General features: G+C 67.7%; 23 protein-coding genes and 2 pseudogenes. 12 read left to right on the top strand and 13 right to left on the bottom strand.

All coding sequences use genetic code 11. The features are described 5' to 3' along the window. The first annotated feature begins 50 nt into the window (after positions 1-50). Entirely contained in the window at positions 51-854 is an 804-nt protein-coding gene (locus ACIBK2_RS11720; RefSeq protein WP_396966218.1) for an enoyl-CoA hydratase, read from the top strand. Between the two features lie 635 nt (positions 855-1489). After that, positions 1490-1633, top strand: a pseudogene (locus tag ACIBK2_RS11715) (translation initiation factor IF-1); the annotation flags it as partial. A gap of 13 nt (positions 1634-1646) precedes the next feature. On the opposite strand, the gene ACIBK2_RS11710 reads toward ACIBK2_RS11715, so the two are convergent. Next, a complete protein-coding gene (locus ACIBK2_RS11710) occupies positions 1647-2240 on the bottom strand; it encodes a class I SAM-dependent RNA methyltransferase (protein WP_396967199.1) in 594 nt (197 codons plus the stop codon). Positions 2241-2258: 18 nt separating this feature from the next. Between ACIBK2_RS11710 and ACIBK2_RS11705 the strand changes: the two genes are divergently transcribed. Both ACIBK2_RS11705 and ACIBK2_RS11700 read left to right on the top strand, forming a co-directional pair. Further along, positions 2259-3515 carry a hypothetical protein gene (locus ACIBK2_RS11705; protein ID WP_396967253.1) on the top strand — a complete coding sequence of 419 codons (1257 nt, stop codon included), beginning with the start codon at positions 2259-2261 and terminating at the stop codon, positions 3513-3515. Between the two features lie 51 nt (positions 3516-3566). Continuing rightward, positions 3567-3695 carry a hypothetical protein gene (locus ACIBK2_RS11700; protein ID WP_396967251.1) on the top strand — a complete coding sequence of 43 codons (129 nt, stop codon included), beginning with the start codon at positions 3567-3569 and terminating at the stop codon, positions 3693-3695. Positions 3696-3869: 174 nt separating this feature from the next. Here the strand turns inward: ACIBK2_RS11700 and ACIBK2_RS11695 are convergent. After that, positions 3870-4013: pseudogene (locus ACIBK2_RS11695) on the bottom strand (TRAM domain-containing protein); the annotation flags it as partial. Between the two features lie 103 nt (positions 4014-4116). After that, positions 4117-6105, bottom strand: coding sequence for an APC family permease (locus ACIBK2_RS11690; protein ID WP_396966216.1), 1989 nt, complete (start codon positions 6103-6105; stop codon positions 4117-4119). 160 nt (positions 6106-6265) lie between these two features. On the opposite strand from ACIBK2_RS11690, the gene ACIBK2_RS11685 reads away from it, so the two are divergent. Both ACIBK2_RS11685 and ACIBK2_RS11680 read left to right on the top strand, forming a co-directional pair. Next, positions 6266-6931, top strand: a complete 666-nt coding sequence (locus ACIBK2_RS11685) for a potassium channel family protein (RefSeq protein ID WP_396966214.1) — start codon at positions 6266-6268, stop codon at positions 6929-6931. Between the two features lie 2 nt (positions 6932-6933). Then, complete coding sequence (locus ACIBK2_RS11680) at positions 6934-7605, top strand: potassium channel family protein (RefSeq protein ID WP_396966212.1); 672 nt, start codon at positions 6934-6936, stop codon at positions 7603-7605. A 58-nt stretch (positions 7606-7663) separates the two neighbouring features. On the opposite strand, the gene ACIBK2_RS11675 is transcribed toward ACIBK2_RS11680, so the two are convergent. From ACIBK2_RS11675 to ACIBK2_RS11665, 3 genes are all read right to left on the bottom strand, one after another. Next, the gene (locus tag ACIBK2_RS11675; protein ID WP_396966210.1) at positions 7664-8287 is read right to left on the bottom strand and encodes a sigma-70 family RNA polymerase sigma factor; all 624 of its coding nucleotides are present in this window, start codon (positions 8285-8287) and stop codon (positions 7664-7666) included. Between the two features lie 166 nt (positions 8288-8453). Then, positions 8454-9194 (bottom strand): DUF3159 domain-containing protein, encoded by a 741-nt coding sequence (locus tag ACIBK2_RS11670; protein ID WP_396966208.1) that lies wholly within the window; start codon positions 9192-9194, stop codon positions 8454-8456. Between the two features lie 3 nt (positions 9195-9197). Beyond that, the gene (locus ACIBK2_RS11665) at positions 9198-9575 is read right to left on the bottom strand and encodes an OB-fold nucleic acid binding domain-containing protein (RefSeq protein WP_396966206.1); all 378 of its coding nucleotides are present in this window, start codon (positions 9573-9575) and stop codon (positions 9198-9200) included. 128 nt (positions 9576-9703) lie between these two features. Between ACIBK2_RS11665 and ACIBK2_RS11660 the strand changes: the two genes are divergently transcribed. Then, positions 9704-10417 carry an alpha/beta fold hydrolase gene (locus ACIBK2_RS11660; protein ID WP_396966204.1) on the top strand — a complete coding sequence of 238 codons (714 nt, stop codon included), beginning with the start codon at positions 9704-9706 and terminating at the stop codon, positions 10415-10417. Positions 10418-10429: 12 nt separating this feature from the next. Here ACIBK2_RS11660 and ACIBK2_RS11655 read toward each other — a convergent pair whose 3' ends face one another. Together ACIBK2_RS11655 and dut are read right to left on the bottom strand one after the other, a co-directional pair. After that, positions 10430-11251, bottom strand: coding sequence for a DUF3710 domain-containing protein (locus ACIBK2_RS11655; RefSeq protein WP_396967197.1), 822 nt, complete (start codon positions 11249-11251; stop codon positions 10430-10432). A 5-nt stretch (positions 11252-11256) separates the two neighbouring features. Continuing rightward, on the bottom strand, positions 11257-11745 hold the full coding sequence (gene dut, locus ACIBK2_RS11650; protein ID WP_379283879.1) for a dUTP diphosphatase: 489 nt from the start codon (positions 11743-11745) through the stop codon (positions 11257-11259). 156 nt (positions 11746-11901) lie between these two features. On the opposite strand from dut, the gene ACIBK2_RS11645 reads away from it, so the two are divergent. After that, the gene (locus ACIBK2_RS11645; protein ID WP_396967195.1) at positions 11902-12387 is read left to right on the top strand and encodes a DUF3093 domain-containing protein; all 486 of its coding nucleotides are present in this window, start codon (positions 11902-11904) and stop codon (positions 12385-12387) included. 15 nt (positions 12388-12402) lie between these two features. On the opposite strand, the gene ACIBK2_RS11640 is transcribed toward ACIBK2_RS11645, so the two are convergent. Then, complete coding sequence (locus ACIBK2_RS11640; RefSeq protein ID WP_396966201.1) at positions 12403-12705, bottom strand: DUF4193 domain-containing protein; 303 nt, start codon at positions 12703-12705, stop codon at positions 12403-12405. Between the two features lie 406 nt (positions 12706-13111). On the opposite strand from ACIBK2_RS11640, the gene cei reads away from it, so the two are divergent. Continuing rightward, positions 13112-13789, top strand: a complete 678-nt coding sequence (cei, locus tag ACIBK2_RS11635) for an envelope integrity protein Cei (protein WP_396966199.1) — start codon at positions 13112-13114, stop codon at positions 13787-13789. A 51-nt stretch (positions 13790-13840) separates the two neighbouring features. On the opposite strand, the gene ACIBK2_RS11630 is transcribed toward cei, so the two are convergent. After that, positions 13841-14764 carry an inositol monophosphatase family protein gene (locus ACIBK2_RS11630; RefSeq protein ID WP_379283873.1) on the bottom strand — a complete coding sequence of 308 codons (924 nt, stop codon included), beginning with the start codon at positions 14762-14764 and terminating at the stop codon, positions 13841-13843. Positions 14765-14934: 170 nt separating this feature from the next. Between ACIBK2_RS11630 and ppgK the strand changes: the two genes are divergently transcribed. The 3 genes from ppgK (at position 14935) to ACIBK2_RS11615 (ending at position 17764) form a co-directional block, all read left to right on the top strand. Then, entirely contained in the window at positions 14935-15693 is a 759-nt protein-coding gene (gene ppgK, locus ACIBK2_RS11625) for a polyphosphate--glucose phosphotransferase (protein ID WP_357378994.1), read from the top strand. A 286-nt stretch (positions 15694-15979) separates the two neighbouring features. Further along, positions 15980-17344 carry an RNA polymerase sigma factor gene (locus ACIBK2_RS11620; protein WP_396966196.1) on the top strand — a complete coding sequence of 455 codons (1365 nt, stop codon included), beginning with the start codon at positions 15980-15982 and terminating at the stop codon, positions 17342-17344. 192 nt (positions 17345-17536) lie between these two features. Further along, positions 17537-17764 carry a hypothetical protein gene (locus ACIBK2_RS11615; protein ID WP_396966194.1) on the top strand — a complete coding sequence of 76 codons (228 nt, stop codon included), beginning with the start codon at positions 17537-17539 and terminating at the stop codon, positions 17762-17764. Positions 17765-17772: 8 nt separating this feature from the next. On the opposite strand, the gene eutC is transcribed toward ACIBK2_RS11615, so the two are convergent. Genes eutC through eat form a run of 3 tightly spaced genes read right to left on the bottom strand, consistent with a single transcriptional unit; the run spans position 17773 to position 21463 of the window. Continuing rightward, positions 17773-18636 (bottom strand): ethanolamine ammonia-lyase subunit EutC, encoded by an 864-nt coding sequence (gene eutC, locus ACIBK2_RS11610; RefSeq protein WP_396966192.1) that lies wholly within the window; start codon positions 18634-18636, stop codon positions 17773-17775. Beyond that, on the bottom strand, positions 18636-20045 hold the full coding sequence (locus ACIBK2_RS11605; protein WP_396966190.1) for an ethanolamine ammonia-lyase subunit EutB: 1410 nt from the start codon (positions 20043-20045) through the stop codon (positions 18636-18638). Before ACIBK2_RS11605 ends, eutC begins: the two co-directional genes overlap by 1 nt. Further along, on the bottom strand, positions 20042-21463 hold the full coding sequence (gene eat, locus ACIBK2_RS11600; protein ID WP_396966188.1) for an ethanolamine permease: 1422 nt from the start codon (positions 21461-21463) through the stop codon (positions 20042-20044). The genes ACIBK2_RS11605 and eat overlap by 4 nt, the downstream gene beginning before the upstream one ends. Between the last annotated feature and the right edge of the window lie 245 nt (positions 21464-21708).

Genomic DNA, 21708 nt, shown 5'->3' with positions numbered 1-21708 from the left:
CGACTTATATTGAGAAGTTGGTGACACGCCGTCGCCGGTTAGGGGTTCGTATGTCGTTCGTGCTCATCGACACACCGCGACCGCACATCGCCCTGGTCACGTTGAATCGCCCTGATCGTATGAACGCCATGGCCTTCGACGTGATGATCCCGCTACGCGAGGCACTGGAAGAAGTCAGCGCCGACAACGATATTCGGGTCGTGGTGCTCACCGGCGCGGGACAGGGTTTCTGCTCCGGCGCCGATCTGCAGAGTGCGGGCAAGGTGCCCAATGTCGAGGGACTCACCGTCACCAGCGTCGCGCGCCGTTCGATGGACCTGCTCAACGATGTGATGATCACGCTGCGACGGATGAACCAGCCGGTGATCGGCGCGATCAACGGCGCTGCCATCGGCGGCGGATTCTGTCTCAGCGTCGCCACCGACATCCGAATCGCGGCCGAGGAAGCCTACTTTCGCGCGGCGGGCATCAACAACGGTCTCACCTCCACCGAACTCGGCATCAGCTACCTGCTGCCCCGCGCCATCGGCGCCTCCCGCGCCTTCGAAATCATGCTCTCCGGCCGCGACGTCGACGCCGCCGAAGCCGAACGCATCGGCCTCGTCTCCCGCACCGTGCCCGCCGCCAAACTCCTCGAAACCTGCTACGACCTCGCCGACCGCATCATCAGCTTCAGCCGCGTCGGCACCGAACTCACCAAACGCATGCTGTGGAGCGGCATGGAAGCGGGCGGCTTCGAATCCCACATGCAACACGAGGGAATGGCCCAACTCTACGTCCGCCTCACCACCGACAACTTCGACGAAGCCATCCGCGCCCGCCGCGACCGCAGACCCCCGGTCTACGACGACTGACCCGCCGTACGCCGCCGCGCACACTCGATTTCCGCATGCGGTCCGGTGTGTGCAACCCCAAAGGATGTGCAGCCGCACCGAATCTGGCGTCACGCGCCGCCGGTTCAGCAACGACTAATACGCGACTCGCCACCGCCGTACGTACCTTGCCTCCCGTACACGGGCCACATGGGATCTCGCGTGACCAGCGCAAAGAATGTGGCGCCCTGCCCAGCCTCCCCCGCCACCGTCCGGCAACGACTGACGCACACCCGCCACCACCGCACGAACCTTGCCTCCCATACACGGGATCACATGCGATTCCGCGTGACCAGCGCAAGGAATGTGGCGCCCTGCCCCGGCCTCCCCCACCACTGTCCGGCAACGACTGACGCACACCCGCCACCGCCGCACGAACCTTGCCTCCCGTACGCGGCATCACATGCGATTCCGCCGCGAGACCCGCGCAAAGAGTTTGCGGACCGCTCCTAATCGGCACCCGGCACTGCTAGTCCAGCACCGGCCGCCCGCTCAATCCAGCCGCCCCGCTCAATCCGGCCACCGTGCTCCGCCCGCCCGCCACGCAAGCCCGGATCAGCACAGTTGCGTTGCCGAACGCGACATGAGGGCGAGCCCACGCACATTCGCCGCCACATGTCCCGACGAACGGTCGAGTTGTCGAGGCACCGTCCAATTCGATGCTCTGAATCGAGCTCGAGCACGGTCACAAGGTTCTCGCGCATCTCAGCGGGAAGATTCGCCAGCACTACATTCGTATCTTCCTCTGGGACTGTGCGGTCCGTCGTCGCCGTGTTACTGCGAGGCTGGACGCTCGAGCAACGCGATGCATTCGACGTGGTGAGTGCCGGGGAAAGCGTCGAAGGCCCGCAGGTCGGCCAGTTGGTAGCCAGCGGACTGATAGAGGCCTAGGTCGCGGGCGAAAGCGGCTGGGTCGCAGCCGATGTGGATGATGCGGAGGGGGCCGGTTGTGGTTATCGCGGCGACCACCTCTTTGCCCGCACCCGCGCGGGGTGGGTCGAGGACGATGGTGTCTGGTGCTGCGCCGCCTACGCGTTCGGTGACCCAGCGCTCTACTCGCTGGGCGTGCAGGTCGAGCCAGGGCAGGTCGTGCAGGGCCGCGGTGCCGTCGGCGACCGCCGAGCGGGCCGACTCCACTGCGAGTACCGCGCCGGTCTGGCCGACCTGGTCCGCCAGGCGGGACGCGAAAACGCCTGCACCGCTGTACAAATCCCAGGCCAGGCCGCCGGGGTGTAGCCCGGACCACTCGGCCACCAAGTCCGAATAACATTGCGCGGCACCATGATGGGCTTGCCAGAAGCCGGTCGCGGAGACCTCCCAGCGGCGGCCCGCAACATACTCGACCGCGCGCCCGGTTCCAGCGATCACCCACTCATCGCGCGCCGCATGAGTAGCCGCGCGCCGAGCAGAAGCATTACGCCGCTCACCGGCCTGCGGCGCCTCCAGCCGGCCGTCGGCGTCGTACCGTTCCTCCGCGCGCCCCACCCCGCGGTCATCAGTGCCACGCCCGTCCCGACCACGCATGTCTGCACCGTCGCCGCGCCGAGCACGACTCTCCTGCCGACCACGGCGCTCATCAGTACCGCGCGACCCATCGCGACCACTCGAGCTGCCCCGTGTATCGCCCACGCCACCAGACTCGTTGACGATGCGGCGATCGTCCCAACCGGTGCCACCACGCCCATCAAGGCCCGGCAACCCGTCACGACCACGCGGTCCGACCCGGTCACCGTCGCCACTTCGGCCAGCATCCTGCCGACCACGGCGCTCATCAGTACCGCGCGACCCATCGCGACCACTCGGGCCGCGCCGTGTATCGCCCGTGCCACCAGACTCATTGGGGCTGCGCCGATCATCCTGACCATCAGGGTCCGGCAGCCCGTCGCGACCACGCGGTCCGACCCGGTCATCGTCGCCACGCCGACCAGCATCCTGCCGACCCCGATGCTCATCGGCACCGCGCAGCCCGTCACGACCACTCGATCCGGCCCGGTCATCCTCGCCCCGCCGATCAACGTCCTGCCGACCGCGGCGCTCATCGACGCCGCGCAACTGATCGCGATCGTCGACGGTTCGGTCGTCGCCAGCAGGCCGATCGAGCCCGCCGTGACGGTTGCGGTTGTGTTTGGCAGAGCCGCGGCGACCGGCTTCTTGCTGCCCACTGCTATCAGTCTCATCGGGGCCGCGGTCATCGTTCTCGGTATCGCGCCGCGCGGTGCCCCCGCGCCAGACGCCGCCGATTTCACCTGGGCGGCGACGATGGCCACGCTCGGTGACACCCTGCGCGTCGTCGCCGCGCAGTTCGCTGCCTGGTTTGCCGGTCGGGCGGCGACGGTTGTCGCGCTCGGCTCCGCCGCTACGCCCGGCACGGTCGTCACGCCCACGCACGCCCTGGTCATCACTGGCACGGCGGCGATCGGTTCGCTCGGCGCGACCACGGCGATCACGGCCGCGTTGGTCGCGACGCTCACCGGCCGCGCTCGGCTCGGCTCGCTGCCACTCACCGCCGCGGGACTTCCGTCTGTCCCCGTCAGCGGCCGGAGCCAGCTCGATGATGTGCCGTACCCCGTCACCGTCGACGGCGATCACCAAATCCGCTCCCGGCGTCCACAATCGATCCGCCACCCCGTCGAGCGCACCTGAAACCGGTTGGGGGCACCGTAGATCCGTGATCACCTCGGTGCTGCGGTAGCCGTGTACGCCCGCTCGTCCTTCGGCGTCGACGGCCAGTCGGATGCGGGTACGCCAGCCGCCGGTGGCGTCGCCGGCGCCGGTGATCGGCTCGACGACGATCTCGCGGTCGATTCCGGCGAGTCGGCGTAGTTGTTCGGCGACCACCGAAGCCTTCAGCGCCCGTTGGGCTTTCGGGGTGGCGTAGGAGAAATCACAGCAACCCGCACCACCGGGGCCGGAGACGGGGCAGGTGGCGGGGACGCGGTCCGGGGACGGCTCGAGGATCTCCACCGCGTCGGCGCGGCAGAACGAACCGCCACGATCCTCGGTGACCTGCACCCGTACCAGTTCACCCGGCAGCCCGTGCCGGACGAACACCACTCGCCCCTCGTGCCGACCAACACAGAACCCACCGTGTCCGGGCGGCCCGAGGCGCACCTCGAAAGTCGTGCCACGCCAATCGGTCATCCCTGCGCCTCGCCGTCGCCGAGCTCGGACAACGCACGCAGCGTCGTCACACGCACCGCCGCGACACAATCCGAGCCGTCACCCACGGAACCGTCCCGCCCACTCATGATCGATCGTCGTAACCGCGACGCACCGCCCCGGGCGCGTTCACCATGCCAGGCGTGCGCGCCCGCGTCGACGAACTCAACTGCCACGGCACACTCGTCACCATCACACCCGGCTCGAACAACAGCCGCCCCTTGAGCCGCAACGCACTCTGGTTGTGCAGCACCTGTTCCCACCAATGCCCAACCACGTACTCAGGAATGAACACGGTCACCACATCACGCGGCGAATCCTTACGCACCCGCTTCACATAATCGAGAACAGGCTTGGTGATTTCCCGATACGGCGACTCGATCACCTTGAGCGGCACCGTCACATCACTCTGCTCCCACTCACGCACCAGCGCCCTGGTGTCGGCCTCGTCGACGTTGACCGTGATCGCCTCCAACGTGTCCGGCCGAGTAGCGCGGGCATAGGCCAGCGCCCGCCGGGTGGGCAGATGCAGCTTGGACACCAGCACGATCGAGTGCGAGCGGCTCGGCAGCACGCCGTCCCACTCTTGCTCGTCCAGCTCGCGCGACACCGAATCGTAGTGCCGGCGAATCATTTTCATCACGATGAAGATCGCCACCATGGTGCAGATGGCGATGTACGCACCGGCGAAGAACTTGGTGATGAGCACGATGATCAGCACCGCGCCGGTCGCGCTGAGGCCGACGGCGTTGATCACCCTGGACCGCTTCATCCGCGACCGTTGCGCCGGATCGGTTTCGGTGCGCAGCAGCCGGGTCCAGTGCCGCAGCATGCCGGTCTGACTGAGCACGAACGAGACGAACACGCCGACGATATACAGCTGGATCAGCTTGGTGACCTCGGCGCCGAACAACACCACGAAAGCGATGGCCGCACCGGACAGGAACAGGATGCCGTTGCTGAACGCCAGCCGGTCGCCACGGGTGTGCAGCTGCCTGGGCAGGTAACGGTCCTGCGCCAGAATCGAACCGAGCACCGGGAACCCGTTGAACGCGGTGTTCGCGGCGAGCACCAGGATCAGCGCGGTCACCGTCGTGATGAAGAAGAACCCGACCGGGAACCCATGGAACACCGTCTCGGCGAGCTGCGCGATCAACGTCTTCTGGTGGTAGCCGGGCGGCGCACCGATCAGATCCGCATCGTTGTGCGCGTACACGATCCCGATCTTCTGGGCCAGGATGATGATGCCCATCAGCAGCACGATCGCGATGGTGCCGAGCATCAGCAGCGTGGTGGCGGCGTTGCGCGACTTCGGCTTCCGGAACGCGGGCACGCCGTTGCTGATCGCCTCGACACCGGTCAGCGCGGCACAGCCGGAGGAGAACGAGCGGGCGATCAAAAAGGCGAAGGCGAGTCCGTACAGGTGCTCGTCCTCCGCCTTCAAGCCGAAACCCGCCGATTCCGCCTGTAGGTTGTCGCCGAGGATGAAGATCCGGAACAGCCCCCAGCCGAGCATGATGAACATGCCGACGATGAACGCGTAGGTCGGAATGGCGAAGGTGGTGCCCGACTCGCGGATGCCGCGCAGGTTGATCGCGGTCAGGATGGCGATCGCCACCACGGCGAACAGCACCTTGTGCGTGGCGACGAACGGAATCGCCGAGCCGATATTGGACGCGGCCGAGGAAATCGACACGGCCACCGTGAGCACATAGTCGACGAGCAGCGCGCTGCCGACGGTCAGACCGGCGTTGGGTCCGAGGTTAGTAGTGGCGACCTCGTAGTCACCGCCACCGGACGGATAGGCGTGCACGTTTTGCCGATAGCTTGCTACGACCACGGCCATCACCAAGGCGACGGCCAGGCCGACCCAGGGGGCATAGACGTAGGCCGAGATCCCGGCCGCGGATAACACCAGGAAAATTTCTTCGGGCGCGTACGCGACAGAGGACATCGCATCGGAGGCGAACACCGGAAGGGCGATGCGCTTCGGCAGCAGGGTATGGCCAAGCGAATCACTACGGAAAGGCCTGCCCAGCAGCATTCGTTTCGCTGCCGTCGTCAACTTGGACACTGGAGCGAGCATAGGCGCACGCGAGGGTGGTCGCGCGCGTGGCTCGCAGGTTTGGCCACGCGGTGGAGGGGGAACGTGGCCGATGGAATGATTCGGCAGGTACCGTTCGACCACATAATTAGCAGACCGAACGCTTGGTTCCAGGAACGAGGTTGCACGGGTGTACGTAGTGATCATGGGTTGTGGGCGCGTCGGCTCGGCGCTGGCCCGTGCCCTGGTCCGGGTCGGCCACGAGGTCACCGTGATCGATCGGGACCCGGCCGCCTTCTTGCGCCTGGGCCAGGATTTCACCGGTGAACGGGTGACCGGCGTCGGCTTCGACCGAGATGTGCTGGTGCGGGCCGGAATCGAACGCGCCGACGCGTTCGCCGCCGTCTCCTCCGGTGACAATTCCAACATTATCTCCGCGCGGGTGGCCCGCGAGATGTTCGGCGTCGAGCGGGTGGTCGCGCGCATCTACGACGCGAAACGCGCCGCGGTCTACGAGCGGCTCGGCATCCCGACCATCGCCACCGTGCCGTGGACCACCGACCGGTTCCTGCGCACCCTCATCGGCGACAACACCACCACCACCTGGCGCGACCCGACCGGCACGGTAGCTGTGACGCAGCTGACGTTGCACGAGGACTGGTATGGCCGGACGGTGCGCGACCTGGAGCGCGAGGTGAGCGTGCGGGTCGCGTTCATCATCCGATTCGGCCAGGGCCTGCTGCCCGACAGCAAGACCATCGTGCAGGCCGACGACGTCGTCTATGTCGCCGCCACCTCCGGTTCCGTGGGTGAGGCCATCGCGTTGGCAGGCAAGCCCCCCGTGAGCGAGGACTGAACATGAAAGTGGCCATCGCCGGGGCAGGCGCCGTCGGCCGATCCATCGCCAGGGAATTGCTGCGCGGTGGACACAACGTCATGCTGCTCGAGCGGCAACTCGACCACATCGAGCCGGAGGCGATCCCGGACGCGGTCTGGGTGCACGCCGACGCCTGCGAACTCGCGCTGCTCGAGGACGCGGGACTGGAAACCTACGAGGTGGTCATCGCGGCCACCGGTGACGACAAAGCCAATCTGGTGCACAGCCTGCTCGCCAAGACCGAGTTCGGCGTGCGCCGGGTGGTGGCGCGGGTGAACGATCCGCGCAACGAATGGCTCTTCGACGGGTCCTGGGGTGTGGACGTCGCGGTGTCCACGCCGCGGCTGCTCGCCTCGCTCGTCGAGGAGGCGGTCACCGTCGGCGATCTGGTGCGCCTGATGACGCTGCGGCAGGGTCAGGCCAACCTGGTCGAGATCACGCTGCCCGGCGACACCGGGCTGGCCGGGAAACCGGTGCGCACGCTCACCCTGCCGCGCGACGCCGCCCTGGTGACGATTCTGCGCGGCGGCCGGGTGATCGTGCCGCAACCGGATGATCCGTTCGAGGGCGACGACGAACTGCTGTTCGTGACCTCGGTGGAGGCCGAAGAGGACCTCCGGGTCGAACTCGCCAACCATGGCATCAAGCCTTGACTCCCCGACAGGGCTGATGCGCGGCGGTAGCGACTTTCGCGGGCGCTAGCGACTTCGGCTAGGCCACTTTCAGTTCCGCGCGCAGCTTGTTCAGCGCGCGGTGCTGCATCACCCGGACCACGCCGGGGCTGGTGCCGATCGCCTCGGCGGTCTGCGCCGCCGACCAGCCGAGCACGATGCGCATCACCAGCACCTCGCGGTGCGCGGGCGCCAGGATCTTCATGAGTTCCTTGGTGGCCGCGCGTCGTTCGAGCGCCAGCGCCCACTCCTCGGGGCCCGCCTCGGTGGACGCGGTGTCCGGCATCTCGGCCATCGGGTAGGTGGGGTGCTGCTGCGAGCGGCGGAACGCGTCGGCGACCTTGTTCGAGGCGATGCCGTAGACGAAGGCGAGGAACGACTTGCCCTGATCGCGGTAGCGCGGGATCGCCTTGACGGTGGCGATCAGGATCTCCTGCACCACGTCGTCGGCGGTCACCTGCAGGTGCGCCGTATTACCAAGGCGCGCACCGCAATACCGGCGGACCAGCGGATGCACGACGCGGATGATCTCGGTGACGGCGTTCTGGTCGCCCGCTGCCGCCGGGCCGATCAACTTGTCCAGTTCGGCCGCCACCCGGCGGCTCTCCGACAGGGCCGGATTGTGGTTCTTCGACAATGCTGCGGTGTTGTGCTCGGTAGCCACGTCCGAGTCCTTTCCTACGATCGTGCGTTGTTTTCTGTACGCAACGATCGTCTGACGAACCGGACCCACCAGCCAGGCACCCCAGGGTGGGTAACCACCCACCTCGGCGGTGGCAGTTACCCCACCCCTGATGGCTTTCGCGGGAAAGACCCGCAGGGTTAACGTTTTACGCGGCTACCGCGGACTTGGTGGGCATGTGGCCCGCACGACGCACCGCCCACACGGTGACCGCCAGCGCGACCGCGGTGAGCGGCCAGCCCATGGCGATGCGGGTGAAGGCCAGCCAGCCGGTGCGGTCGGTGTCGTAGAGCTGCGACTGCACCAGGTAGCGGGCACCGAAGACCAGCACCCAGGTGGTGGTCGCGACGTAGTAGAGGCGCTGCACCCGCTGATCGCTGCGCCAGTCGGTGCCGTGCCCGTTCAGCACGCCCCAGATCACGCCGACCAGCGGCCAGCGCACCAGCATCGAGATCAGGAAGACACCCGCGTACACCAGGCTCGTGTAGATGCCGAACAGGAAGAAGCCCTTGGCCTCACCCATCCGGTAGGCGATGAACGCGCAGATGCCGACGCCGAGGAAGCCGGAGATGGCGGGCTGGATGGGGCTGCGCCGGATCAGGCGCCAGACCAGGATGAGTGCGGCCACACCGAGGGCGGCCCAGATCGCCCAGGTGAGTCCGGCGAAACTGTTCACGGGGACGAACACGACGACGGGAACCGTCGAATAGATCAGGCCGCTGAAGCCGCCCAACTGCTCGAGCAACGTCTGTTCGGCCACGTCCTCGTCAGAGCCGACAGCCTCGTCAGCGTCTAGAGCCTCGCCAGGGTCGAGAGCCACGGCGGGCTCGAGCGGTTCGGTCGAGGGGGTCTGTTCGCCCGAGGGGGCGTTGTCGTTGCTCGATGGCATACGTCAGCTGTTCCCGCGCAGTTCGTAGTAGGGGTTGTAGATCACCTTGCGGCCGTCTCGATCACCGACGCGGCCGCGAACCAAGATACGCCGCCCGGGTTCGATACCGGGAATGCGGCGACGGCCGATCCACACCAGGGTGATGGCGTCGGTGCCGTCGAAGAATTCCGCTTGCACAGTAGCGCCGGCGGTCTTCGAACACGCTTCGACACTGCGCAGCTTACCGAGCATCGTGGCCTCGTCGCCGCGGCGACACTCCGACGCACGGCACGCTCCCGAAGCCTCCGATTTCTCGGCAAGCTCCTCGGCGTCCAACTGGTCGAGATCCTCGGTCAGTCTGCGGCCCAGACGTCGAAAATACCCTGAGGCAGCGGATGACATTTCGCACGCTCTCCTGCATAGAGCAGACAGTGTGGATCGCACACCATCGTGGATTCTCAGCACGACCGGCGGTGGACGTACACCCGCCACTGTAGATGCACCGGCACACCCCCGCTACGCTCGGACCGGTGTTCGACTCCCCACACTCCGTGTCGGCCGCCCACGTCGTCGTGGCGCTGCCGGGAACCGGATCCGACGCGGATTTCGCGCGTCGCGCGTTCGAACCCGCCTGCAGCGCGCGCCGTCTCGGCGTGGTCGCGGTGGAGCCCGACCCGACGGCGGTGGTCGCGAGTTACCGGGCCGCGCTCGACGCGGCGGCCGCGGCGGGACCGATTGTTGTGGCGGGAATCTCGTTGGGTGCCGCGGTCGCGATCGAGTGGGCGGCCGAGCATCCGGACCGGACGGTCGGGGTGGTCGCGGCGCTGCCCGGGTGGACCGGGCCGGACACGACCGCCTGTCCTGCCGCGTTGAGCGCGTCGGCGACCGCGGCGCAGTTGCGGACCGACGGCTTGGACGCGGTGGTCGAGCGGATGCGAGCGAGCAGCCCGCGCTGGCTCGCCGACGCGCTTACCCGGTCGTGGCGGTCGCAATGGCCGAATCTGCCTGCGGCACTGGAGGAAGCGGCCGACTACAAGTGGCCGGGGACCGAGCGGCTCGGCACCATCGAGGTGCCCGTCGCGGTGGTCACGGCCGTCGACGACCCGGTGCATCCGTTCGCGATCGCCGAGGAATGGGCGGCGCTGATCCCGCGGTCGACGATTCACCGGATCACGCTTGCCGAACTCGGCGCGGATCCGGCGATCCTCGGGCACACGGGATTTGTCGCCCTGGCGCGCGGCTGAGCTAATGCAGAGTTAGTTCAGACCCAACTGCTGCATCGCCGAACCGTCCGCGCCGCGGCGCGGTCCCTCCGGCATCCGCGGCGGCGCGGCCTGCGGAGCCGCGGCTTGCGCCGCCGCCTGCTGTTGCTGGGCATCGGCCTGTGCCTGGTGCGCCGCGGCCAGCTGTTCGGCCAGTTCCTGCGGCAGCACCACGGGTAGTGGTTCACGCACCGGCAGCGGATCGTCGCCGCGGCGAATCACGGTCTCGCGCAGGATCGCCCGGGCCGCCGCGACCAGCGGACTCCCGTCGTTCGACGCACCCGACGGGCCCGCCGCGACCAGACGCACCATCCAGCGTGGCCCATCGACACCGATGAACCGCAGATCCGCACCCTCGGTGATGGCGAGCAGCTCGCGCCCCCACGGACCGGTCTCCACCGCGACCCGCGCGCCGTCGTTGCGCAGCGAATCGGCGAGATCGGCGGCCACCGTGCGCCATTGGCCCGCCGACTTCGGCGCGGCGTACGCGGAGACGGTGAGCCTGCCGTGCTCGGTGGCCAGGTGCACCGCCTGCGGCATGCCGTCGGGCGTCATCTCGACCTGCAGCTGGCCGCCCTGCGGCACCGGCAGGATCACCGAGCCGAGGTCGAGCCGCTGATCGGTGACCTTCTCGAGCAGATCGGAAACCTCGGTGAAGTCGTACGGGCCCGAACCTTCCGCACCGGCGGCGCGGTAATTGCCGGCGACCACCGGGTGCTGGTCGGTGTCGTACTCGTCTTCGTCGTCGTACTCGTCGACCTCGTAATCGTCGTCCAGGTACTGGTCGTCGTCGGATCGCTTCTTCTTGCCGAACATGCCCATCACGCCTCCTTGACGGTGACCTGGCCCGCACCGGTCAGGCTCGCGTGACCGCCGCTCGAGCCGTAACCGCCCGCACCGCGCGCGGTTTCGTCGAGCGTGTCGACCTCCACGAAGTCGACCAGCTCCACCCGCTGCACCAGCAGCTGCGCGATCCGGTCACCCCGGCGCAGCTCGATGGGCGTGCGCAGGTCGTGATTGATCAGGCACACCTTGATCTCGCCCCGGTAGCCCGCGTCGACCGTGCCGGGTGTGTTCACCACCGACAGCCCGGTTTTGGCCGCCAGACCCGATCGCGGATGGATCAGGCCGACCGTGCCGACGGGTAGCGCGACCGCGACGCCGGTGCCGACCAGCACCCGCTCCCCCGGTTCCAGGATGACGTCTTCCGTGGTGCACAGGTCCACGCCGGCGTCGCCCTGATGGGCACGCGCGGGCATGGGGATGCCGGGATCCAACCGCAGCAAGGGTATGGGTGAAAGTGCGCTCACGACTCCGCCTCGCTGGCGCTCGGCTCCGTCATGAGCGTGGCTGCTGTGTCCATGGTTCGCTCGCTTCGCTCCCTCACGTTGGTCGAGCCTACGCGTTGACCAGCCGCAGTCGTGAATTAGTGTTGAGTCGTGTCGGACCAGCCCAACCCCGTGACGATGGACCAGAAACAGCAAACCCCGCAGCTGTACCGCGAGCGCCTCTGGGTGCCGCTGTGGTGGTGGCCGGTGGCGTTCGCTATCACCGGGCTGCTGGCCGCCGAAATCCACATGGGCGCACCAGGATTGCGGGCCTGGCTGCCCTATGTGCTGCTGTTCCCGATTCCGGTGTGGGTGCTGGTGTGGCTGAGCAGGCACCGCGTCGAGGTCGCGCGGGACGCGTCGGGCACGCTGGAGCTCCGTGCCGACCGCGCCCACCTCCCGGTGAATTTCGTCGCCCGTGCGGCCGTCGTGGCCCGCACGGCGAAGAGTGCGGCGCTGGGTCGCCAGCTCGACCCCGCCGCCTATGTGCAGCATCGGCCATGGATCGGACCGATGGTGCTACTCGTGCTCGACGACCCGGACGATCCGACGCCGTACTGGCTGGTCAGTACGCGTCACCCCGAGCGGGTCCTAGCCGCGCTGGGGCTGCCCAGCGCGGGCTGATCACCGCGAGCTAGCTCACGCCGCGCAGTCCATGCAGATCAGCTGACCACCCTTCTCGCTGGCCAGCCTGCTCCGGTGGTGCACGAGGAAGCAGCTGGAACAGGTGAACTCGTCGGCCTGCTTCGGGATCACCCGAACGCTCAGCACTTCGTCCGACAGGTCCGCGCCGGGAAGCTCGAACGACTCCGCGGTATCGGATTCGTCGATATCCACGACGGCGGACTGTGCCTCGTTACGACGAGCCTTCAGCTCCTCCAGCGAATCTTCCGACACATCGTCGGTTTCGGTGCGCCTCGGTGCGTCATAGTCGGTTGCCATGTCGTCTTCCCCTCGTCCTTACTTCGTATATCCCGGACCGGCTTGCTCACCCGATTCCTGCTGGAACCGCCGTGACTCGCACCGTCCCGCCGGTGGTGCACGTCACACGTACACCGGTCACCCATCAGGTCGGATCGGGCTGATCCACTCCGGATAGCGCTCGGTAAACGCAGGACATGCCCTACTTGTTCCCGCGACCGACCACCAATTTCGCCATCGGCGATTCGATCTGGGCCGCCAGACAATAGCGGACCCCAGCACAAAAGTCGCAATCAAAACACAGACGATTCGAAACCGACGGGTAATCGACACCGTCCGTCGAACTCCCCGAGACCTTCCGCAACCTATTTCGCCGCTCGACGGCCTGCCGTCACCCCGTACCGTGACCTTTTCGTAGAGTGTGCTGGTGGTTTCACTGATCACCGAAGGCCGCCCCGTGGATTCCCAGGGCAGGCCCTTCCTCCGACGGCGCCCGCAGCCCTGGCTCATCATGCTCGGCATAGTCACGCTGATCTGCACGATTGTGTGGGTCAAGGCGTTGACGACGACCGAGCACGACACCAGCGCGATGGCGTGCAACTCGCCGAGCCCGGCCACCGAGCCGGGCGCTCAACCAGCGGCGGCGCTCGGTCAGCGGGTCGGCGCGAGCAGGCTGCAGGACGTGGAACCCGCGCCGCTCGCGGCCAGCAAGGTGCGCGTGCTCAACGCGAACAACCAGCGTGGCCAGGCCGCGCACGTCGCGGCGCAGTTCGGCGACCTCGGGTTCGCCAGCGCGCCGGGAACGCAATATGGCAACGATTCGGTATACGTCAACGGCGACCTGGAGTGCACCGGCCAGATCCGGTTCGGCGTGAACGGCCGACCGGCCGCCGCGTCGGTCCAGCTGGTCGTGCCGTGCGCCGAGCTGATCGAGGATCAGCGGGCCGACGAGACGGTCGACATGGTGCTCGGGTCGCTGTTCCGCGACATCCGGCCGAGCAACGACGCCGAGGAGGTGCTGCGGTCGCTGAAGAACCCGGCGCCGGGCAACAGCACCTCGATCGACATCAAGCTGCTGGAAGCCGCCAGACAGGCCCGCTGCTAGCTAGAAGCTGAAGAAGCCCGATCGGCGGTCGCTGATCGGGCTTCTTCGCGTTCAGCGGTCGGGAATCGGCTCCGTGGCACCGACTCGGTCGAGCAGGTCGAACAACTCGTCGGCGATGCCCGGAGCCGCGGCGATCACCAGGTCGCCCGCCTCGCCCGGATTGGTGGCAGGCGGCAGCGTGAGCCGGGCACCCGCCTCGGCCGCGATCAACGCGCCCGCGCCCCAGTCCCACGCGTTGAGGCCGTGCTCGAAGTAGGCGTCCACCCGGCCCGCCGCGACGTGGCACAGGTCGAGCGCGGCCGCGCCGAAGCGACGAATGTCACGCACCTGCGGCAGGATCTCGCCGATCAACTGGGCCTGCCTGGTCCGCCGGTGCTTGCCGTAGGCGAAACCGGTGGCCACCAACGACATCGAGACCGTCTCGACCGGTGTGCAGCGCAGATGTTCCACCGCGCCCTCGGCGTCCACCCGGATCGCGCCGAGCCCTAGCCCGGCGCTGTAGGTGGCCCGCCGGGCGACGTCCACCACCGCGCCGGCGACCGGACGCCCGCCACGCATCGCGGCCACCGAGACCGCGTAGCCGGGGATGCCATACAGGAAATTCACCGTGCCGTCGATTGGGTCTACTACCCAGTGCACGACGTCGGCGGCCGAGTCGGCGAGGCTGCCGCCGCCCTCCTCGCCGAGGATGGGATCGCCGGGGCGTTGCTCGGCCAGCAGGCCGCGGATCAGTTCTTCGGTTTCGGTGTCCACGATGGTCACCGGGTCGGTCGGATGGGCCTTGGCCTGCACCGCCCCCTCGGCGGGTCCACTGGCCTGGCCGAAGACCTCGGGGCGGCGGGCACGGACGTGCGCCGCGGCGGTTTCGGCGAGGTCGACGGCGACTCTGCGCAGTTCAGCCTCGTCGCCGCGGGCGACGATGATCTCGGAGGTGTAGTCGGACACGGGCGATGAGGTTTCCGGCACGCCCCCCATCGCATCACAGATCCTCGGGAACGCGCAGCATCGATCGCGCATTACTCTTGTCGTGCACGACACAACGCCGTCGTCGGGCACACCACCGCATCGCCGCTCGCGGCCGGGGTGAAGCCTTGTGCATCGGTGTTGTGCTCCACACCGGCCAGCACAGGAACGAGGGCTCAGTCATGTCCGCTCGGGGGCACGCATTCGGCATCGATATCGGCGGCAGCGGCGTCAAGGGTGGCGCGGTGGATCTGGCGACCGGTGAGCTGGTCCACGAACGCATCAAGATCGCGACACCGCATCCGTCCACCCCGCAGGCCGTCGCCGACGCGGTGGCAAAGCTGGTGGCTCAAGCCGATTGGGACGGACCGGTCGGCATCACCCTGCCGTCGGTGGTGCTCGACGGGGTCGCGCGCACCGCGGCCAACATCGACAAGGCGTGGGTCGGTACCGACGCGCGGGCGCTGTTCTCGAACACCCTGGACGGGCGCGAGGTGACCGTGCTCAACGACGCGGACGCGGCGGGCCTGGCCGAGGATCGCTACGGCGCGGCAAAGGATTTCGACGGACTGGTGCTGCTGCTGACCTTCGGCACCGGCATCGGCTCGGCCCTGCTGTACCAGGGGACCCTGGTGGCCAACAGCGAACTCGGCCATCTCGAGGTCGGCGGCATGGAGACCGAACATCGCGCCGCCGCCTCGATCAAGGACCGCGACGGGTTGTCCTTCGAGCAGTGGGCCGCCGAGGTGAGCACGGTACTGATCGGTCTGGAGAACCTCTTCTGGCCGAAGGTGTTCGTCGCGGGCGGCGGCATCAGCCGCGACTCCGATCAGTGGATTCCGTTGCTCACCAACCGAACTCAGGTGATCCCGGCGCATCTGAAGAACACCGCGGGCATCGTCGGCGCGGCCATGGCGATCGACGCGGGCATCGCGCCGTAGACCGGCTGCGGCAACCTTCCGACGGCGCGAGTTCGGACGGTATACCGTGGGTGTAGCGCAGCGAAAGAACGCTTTACCGTTGCTGACATCGAGTGAAGCGGAGCTTGCGAAGCGCCGCCTCATGCATGGTGGCCATAGGTACCCTGGTTAGATCGTTACAATGGAACGTGCCCGGTGCTGAACCGGAGAAACCCCGACCGGCTTTCGCCGGTGAAACCCGACAGACCGCTCCGCCGGAAGACCACTCTGGCGTGACGCCGCACGAGACCGTCACGAAAGGGCGTACGTGGTAGCCACGAATACCCGTCAGACCGCCGATTCGGCCGAGGCCGATTCCGCAGATGTAACCGAAGCCCGGCCGGTCCGTAAGGCGGCTGCCGCGAAGAAGGCCCCGGCCAAGAAGGCCGCTGCCAAGAAGGCGCCTGCGAAGAAGGCCGGTGCCAAGGCGCCCGCCAAGAAGGCCGGCACCAAGAAGGTGGGAGCCGACGGCGAGCCAGGCCCCGACGACGCGGGCGACGAGGAGTCGCTCGACGTCGCCGATCTCGGCGACCTCGAGGTCTCCGAGGACGACCTCACCGAGGACGCCGAGGACCTGGTCGTCGAAGAGGTCGCCGAAGTCGCCGAGGAGGAGGCCGAACCGACCGCCGCCGACAAGGCCTCGGGCGACTTCGTCTGGGACGAAGAGGAATCCGAGGCGCTACGGCAGGCCCGCAAGGACGCCGAGCTCACCGCCTCGGCCGACTCGGTGCGCGCCTACCTCAAGCAGATCGGCAAGGTCGCGCTCCTCAACGCCGAAGAGGAGGTCGAGCTCGCCAAGCGGATCGAGGCCGGCCTCTACGCGGCGGAGAAGGTGCGCGAGTTCACCGAGCAGGGCGAGAAGCTGCCGGTCGCGATGCGTCGCGACTACACCTGGATCGTCCGCGACGGCAACCGCGCCAAGAACCATCTGCTGGAAGCCAACCTGCGACTGGTCGTCTCGCTGGCCAAGCGCTACACCGGCCGCGGCATGGCGTTCCTCGATCTGATCCAGGAGGGCAACCTGGGTCTGATCCGCGCCGTCGAGAAGTTCGACTACACCAAGGGCTACAAGTTCTCCACGTACGCCACCTGGTGGATCCGGCAGGCCATCACCCGCGCCATGGCCGACCAGGCCCGCACCATCCGCATCCCGGTGCACATGGTCGAGGTCATCAACAAGCTCGGTCGCATCCAGCGCGAACTGCTCCAGGACCTGGGCCGCGAGCCCACCCCGGAGGAGCTCGCCAAGGAAATGGACATCACGCCGGAGAAGGTGCTGGAAATCCAGCAGTACGCGCGTGAGCCCATCTCGCTGGACCAGACCATCGGCGACGAGGGCGACAGCCAGCTCGGTGACTTCATCGAGGACTCCGAAGCCGTTGTCGCCGTGGACGCGGTGAGCTTCACGCTGCTGCAGGATCAGCTGCAGTCGGTGCTGGAGACGCTGTCCGAGCGGGAGGCGGGCGTGGTCCGGCTGCGCTTCGGCCTCACCGACGGCCAGCCGCGCACCCTCGACGAGATCGGCCAGGTGTACGGGGTCACCCGTGAGCGCATCCGGCAGATCGAGTCCAAGACCATGAGCAAGCTGCGCCACCCCAGCCGCTCGCAGGTCCTGCGCGACTACCTGGACTAGGTCGTTTCGACGCCCGCATTCGTTGTGCCGCTTTCGTTTTCAGCGGCGCGGCGGATGCGGGCTTTGTCGTTTCCGAGGTGATCTTCGGCGGGCCTGAGCAAACGCGCAGCACGATGGCCGGTAGTGTGGTTGTGCCACATCGTCTCGTCTCTCGCTTGGTCCGGCTCTACCCTGATCATTCTTGGAGGACAAGTGCGTGTTCTGCGTTCCCTGTTCGTCGCCGTCGCGATCACTGCCGTGCTGGCCGTGGTCGGTTTTGTCGTTCGTGCCCAGGCCGCGCCCGCGCCGACGCCCGGCGTGACCCAGGTCGAGGTCACCGATTCCGAAGAGAAGCTCGTCAAGCAGGCCGCCGCGCGCGCGAAAAGCGCTGCCGCACGGGCCGACGCCGCGATGAAAGCCTCGCGCAGTTACGGGCTGTGACAGTCAGGTCAGTCGCTGGTGATGGAGATGATCTCGCCGGATTCCAGCGCATCGGCGCGTGAGGTGTCCTTGAGGTCGACACCCGAGCGGCCGAGGACGCGTGCGCCGGAGACCAAGCCCGCGACCACCTTTGCCGCCTGCCGATAGCCGAGGCCTTCCGGCGGGTGAATGTTGGAGATGCAGTTACGGTCGGCGTCCGTGCGACCTGGGTGGGGTAAATGGGTCAGGTAGATGCCGAGGCTGTCGGCCACCGAGAGGCCGGGGCGCTCGCCGATCAGGACCACTACTGTCGCCACGCCCATCGCCGCGGCGATGTGGTCGCCTAGGGCGACTCTGGCCTGGGTCGCGATCACGGGGGCGGCGATCGAGTAGTGCGGTGTGAGTTCTTCGATCAGTGCGGCCAGGGTCGCGGGGCCGTGGTCGGTGAGTGCGCGTGGGGACAGTCCGTCGGCCAGGACGAAGCCGATGTCGGCGGTGCCGTGCGGGACATCGGACAAATCGGACCTGGCTGCGGGATCGGGGGATTCGGCGGGCAATCGGCCGAGGTCTGGTCGGCGTAGGTACTCCGCGCGGTCGCTTGCTCGGCTGCGTACGTGCACGGGTTCGCCGATGCCGAGCTCGGCGACCCGCTCCCCCAAGGCTGCTACGTCCAACGGCATGTGCACAGCGTCGCGGGCTGCCGAGTGTGCCGCGCGGAATTCCAGGACCCGCGCGGTGGGCAGTGCGTCACCGGTGCGGCCCAGGCCGATCCTCGACTGGGTACTGCGCCGGAGATCCTGCCAGAACAGGTGCGCTGCAGCGCTTTCCGACGCCGCGTCGGTCTCGAATGCCGATTCTTCCAGCGAAGCAACAACTTCCAGCCTGCGTTTCATCAGGCACCCGCCAGCGCGCGTAGTGGCGATGCGAGGGGTTCTACCGGGAGCACTCGCCCTGCAGCATCGATCATGCCGAGCCCGGACAACCACGCCTCGAATTCCGGTGCCGGACGCAGATTCAGGACGCGTCGGGCATACAGGGCGTCGTGGAAGCTGAGACTCTGATAGCCGAGCATGACGTCGTCCGCGCCGGGCACGGCGATGACGAAGGCACAGCCCGCCGCACCCAGCAGCGTCAGCAGCGTGTCCATGTCGTCCTGGTCGGCTTCGGCGTGGTTGGTGTAGCAGACATCCACGCCCATCGGCAGGCCGAGCAGCTTGCCGCAGAAGTGATCCTCCAGTCCGGCGCGGATGATCTGTTTGCCGTCGTAGAGGTATTCCGGGCCGATGAAACCGACGACGGTGTTGACCAGCAGCGGGTCCAGGTCGCGGGCCACCGCGTAGGCGCGGGTCTCCAGCGTCTGCTGGTCGACCGGCTTGCCGCCGGTGCCGAGGTGCGCACCCGCGGACAGCGCCGAGCCCTGACCGGTTTCCAGGTACATGACGTTGTCGCCGACGGTGCCGCGGCGCAGCGACCGGCCCGCCTCGTTGCCCTCGCGCAGCAGCGAAATGTTCACGCCGAAACCGGCATTGGCGCCCTCGGTGCCCGCGACCGACTGGAACACCAGGTCGACCGGCGCGCCCGCCTCGATCAGACCGATAGTGGTGGTCACGTGCGAGAGGACGCAGGATTGCGTCGGGATGTCGAAGCGGACCCGCACCTCGTCCAGCAGGCTCAGCAGGTCCGCGGTCGCCTGGGGCGAATCGGTCGCCGGGTTGATCCCGATCACCGCGTCACCACAGCCGAGCAGCAGCCCGTCGAGCGTGGCGGCAGCGATGCCGCGTGGGTCGTCGGTGGGATGGTTCGGCTGCAACCGGGTGGCCAGCGTGCCGGGCAGGCCGACGGTGGTGCGGAAACCGGCGGTGACCACGGCGGCACGGGCGACCGCGATCAGGTCCTGATTGCGCATGATCTTGCTGACCGCGGCCACCATTTCGGGCGTGAGGCCGGGCGATACCGCGCGCAGGATCGCCGCGGCACCGGCACCGGCCGCGACGGCCAGCAACCAGTCCCGCAGACCACCGACGGTGAGATGCGAAATCGGTTGGAACGCAGCGCGATCGTGGGTATCGATGATCAGTCGGGTGACCTCGTCGGTCTCGTACGGCACCACCGGCTCGTCCAGGAACCGGGTCAGCGGCACCTCCGCCAGCGCCCACTGCGCGGCGGCCCGTTCGGCGTCCGAATGCGCCGCGCAGCCTGCCAATTCGTCGCCGCTGCGCAGCGGGGTGGCCTTGGCGAGCAACTCGACCAGACCGTCGAAGGTGTAGGCGGTACCGCCGAGTTGCTGTGTGTAGCGAGTCATTCCAGCTCCTCTTCGGCCTTGGCCAGCATCGCGAATTCCTCATCCGGTGAGTTGGCGACCAGCCGATGCCTGCTGTACAGCCCGAAGTAGGCCATGAAGGCGCAGAACGCGACGAGCGTCCAGGTCGCCGCCACCGGGTCGACCAGGAACGTGGCAATCACTGCGGCACAGGCGATCACGAGCGCGAACGCGGTGGTGGCGATGCCGCCGGGCGTGCGGTATGGGCGCGGCATGTTCGGTTCGCGAACCCGAAGCACGATGTGGCTCACCATCATCAGCACGTAGCTCAGCGCCGCGCCGAACACCGCCATGTTCAGCAGCATCGCGCCCTTGCCGGTCAGCGACAGCGCGAAACCGACGACGCCGGGCACGATCAGCGCCAGCACCGGCGCCTTGCGCGCGTTGGTCACCGACAGGCTCGTCGGCAGATAACCCGCCCGCGACAGCGCGAAAGTCTGCCGGGAGTAGGCGTAGACGATGGAGAAGAAGCTCGCGACCAGACCGGCCAGGCCGATGTAGTTCACCAGTTTCGCGGCGCCGCTGTCACCGAGCGCCTCGACCAGCGGATTGCCCGAGGTCGAAATTGCCTGCGCGCCAAGCGCTCCGGTGGCCAGGAAGAGCACGGCGGCGCCGGTGACGATCAGCACGAGCATCGCGCTGATGATCCCCTTCGGCACGTTCTTCTCCGGCTCCCGCGCCTCCTCGGCGGCCAGCGGCACACCCTCCACGGCCAGGAAGAACCAGATCGCGAACGGCACCGCCGCCCAGATCCCGAACACACCGAACGGCAGGAACGACGAGCTGCCAACAGCATTCGGGTCCGCCGGGATGTCGGTGAGATTGCCAACCTCGAACAATCCCCACGCCGAGACCGCGAACACCGCGAGTCCGACCAGCGCGATCGCCGTGATCACGAACATCGCCTTGAGCGCCTCCCCCGCCCCGGTCAGATGCACCCCGATGAACAACGCGTACACCGCGAGATACACCCACCAGCCGTCGGTGATCCCGAACAGATGCAACGATTCGACGTACCCGCCGATGAACGTGGCGATGGCCGCGGGCGCGATCGCGTATTCGAGCAATACCGCTGTGCCCGTGGCGAATCCGCCCCACGGACCGAGCGCCCGCCTGGCGAAGGTGTAGCCGCCGCCCGCCGCGGGCAACGCCGCCGACAACTCGGCCATGCCGAGGACCATCGCCAGGTACATGCCCGCGATCAACACGGTCGCGATGAGCAGACCACCGAAGCCGCCCTGGGCGATGCCGCTGTTCCAGCCCGCGTAGTCACCGGAGATCACATAGCTGACGCCGAGCCCGGCGAGCAGCACCCATCCGGCCGAGCCCGAGCGCAGCGTCCGCTTGGCCAGATACTCCGCACCGGCGGTATCGGTCACCTTCACGTCCTCGATCGTCATAGGCGCTACGCACTCCTTGTCCACATACCGTTTGGTCGGTGGACCAATTCTTGGGAGTGTTTGTTGCCCGGGTGTGAAGCGAGGTTACGGACGCGGTGCCGGCTCGGGTGACCCGGAACACAGCAGGCCGCGCCCGGTTTCCGCCACGCGTCGACGGCGACTGCCAAGCTGTCTGCCAACAGACAGCAAACCCCTTGATCCAGTGCGGATTTCGCAGAACGCTGGGGATCTACTCAGGAGGGGCT

Origin of the sequence: Nocardia sp. NPDC050175, from assembly GCF_044459885.1 — a bacterium.
GTDB lineage: Bacteria > Actinomycetota > Actinomycetes > Mycobacteriales > Mycobacteriaceae > Nocardia.
This window is presented reverse-complemented; position numbering and strand designations above follow the sequence as displayed.

Bases quoted from the DNA above. Each gene is read 5' to 3' on its own strand.
- ACIBK2_RS11655 (WP_396967197.1), bottom strand. From the start codon at position 11,251: ATGTTCGGCAAGAAGAAGCGATCCGACGACGACCAGTACCTGGACGAC.
- eutC (WP_396966192.1), bottom strand. From the start codon at position 18,636: ATGAAACGCAGGCTGGAAGTTGTTGCTTCGCTGGAAGAATCGGCATTC.
- ACIBK2_RS11645 (WP_396967195.1), top strand. From the start codon at position 11,902: ATGGACCAGAAACAGCAAACCCCGCAGCTGTACCGCGAGCGCCTCTGG.
- ACIBK2_RS11630 (WP_379283873.1), bottom strand. From the start codon at position 14,764: ATGGGGGGCGTGCCGGAAACCTCATCGCCCGTGTCCGACTACACCTCC.
- ppgK (WP_357378994.1), top strand. From the start codon at position 14,935: ATGTCCGCTCGGGGGCACGCATTCGGCATCGATATCGGCGGCAGCGGC.
- ACIBK2_RS11705 (WP_396967253.1), top strand. From the start codon at position 2,259: ATGAGTAGCCGCGCGCCGAGCAGAAGCATTACGCCGCTCACCGGCCTG.
- ACIBK2_RS11605 (WP_396966190.1), bottom strand. From the start codon at position 20,045: ATGACTCGCTACACACAGCAACTCGGCGGTACCGCCTACACCTTCGAC.
- ACIBK2_RS11720 (WP_396966218.1), top strand. From the start codon at position 51: ATGTCGTTCGTGCTCATCGACACACCGCGACCGCACATCGCCCTGGTC.
- ACIBK2_RS11665 (WP_396966206.1), bottom strand. From the start codon at position 9,575: ATGTCATCCGCTGCCTCAGGGTATTTTCGACGTCTGGGCCGCAGACTG.
- ACIBK2_RS11680 (WP_396966212.1), top strand. From the start codon at position 6,934: ATGAAAGTGGCCATCGCCGGGGCAGGCGCCGTCGGCCGATCCATCGCC.
- ACIBK2_RS11640 (WP_396966201.1), bottom strand. From the start codon at position 12,705: ATGGCAACCGACTATGACGCACCGAGGCGCACCGAAACCGACGATGTG.
- ACIBK2_RS11670 (WP_396966208.1), bottom strand. From the start codon at position 9,194: ATGCCATCGAGCAACGACAACGCCCCCTCGGGCGAACAGACCCCCTCG.
- eat (WP_396966188.1), bottom strand. From the start codon at position 21,463: ATGACGATCGAGGACGTGAAGGTGACCGATACCGCCGGTGCGGAGTAT.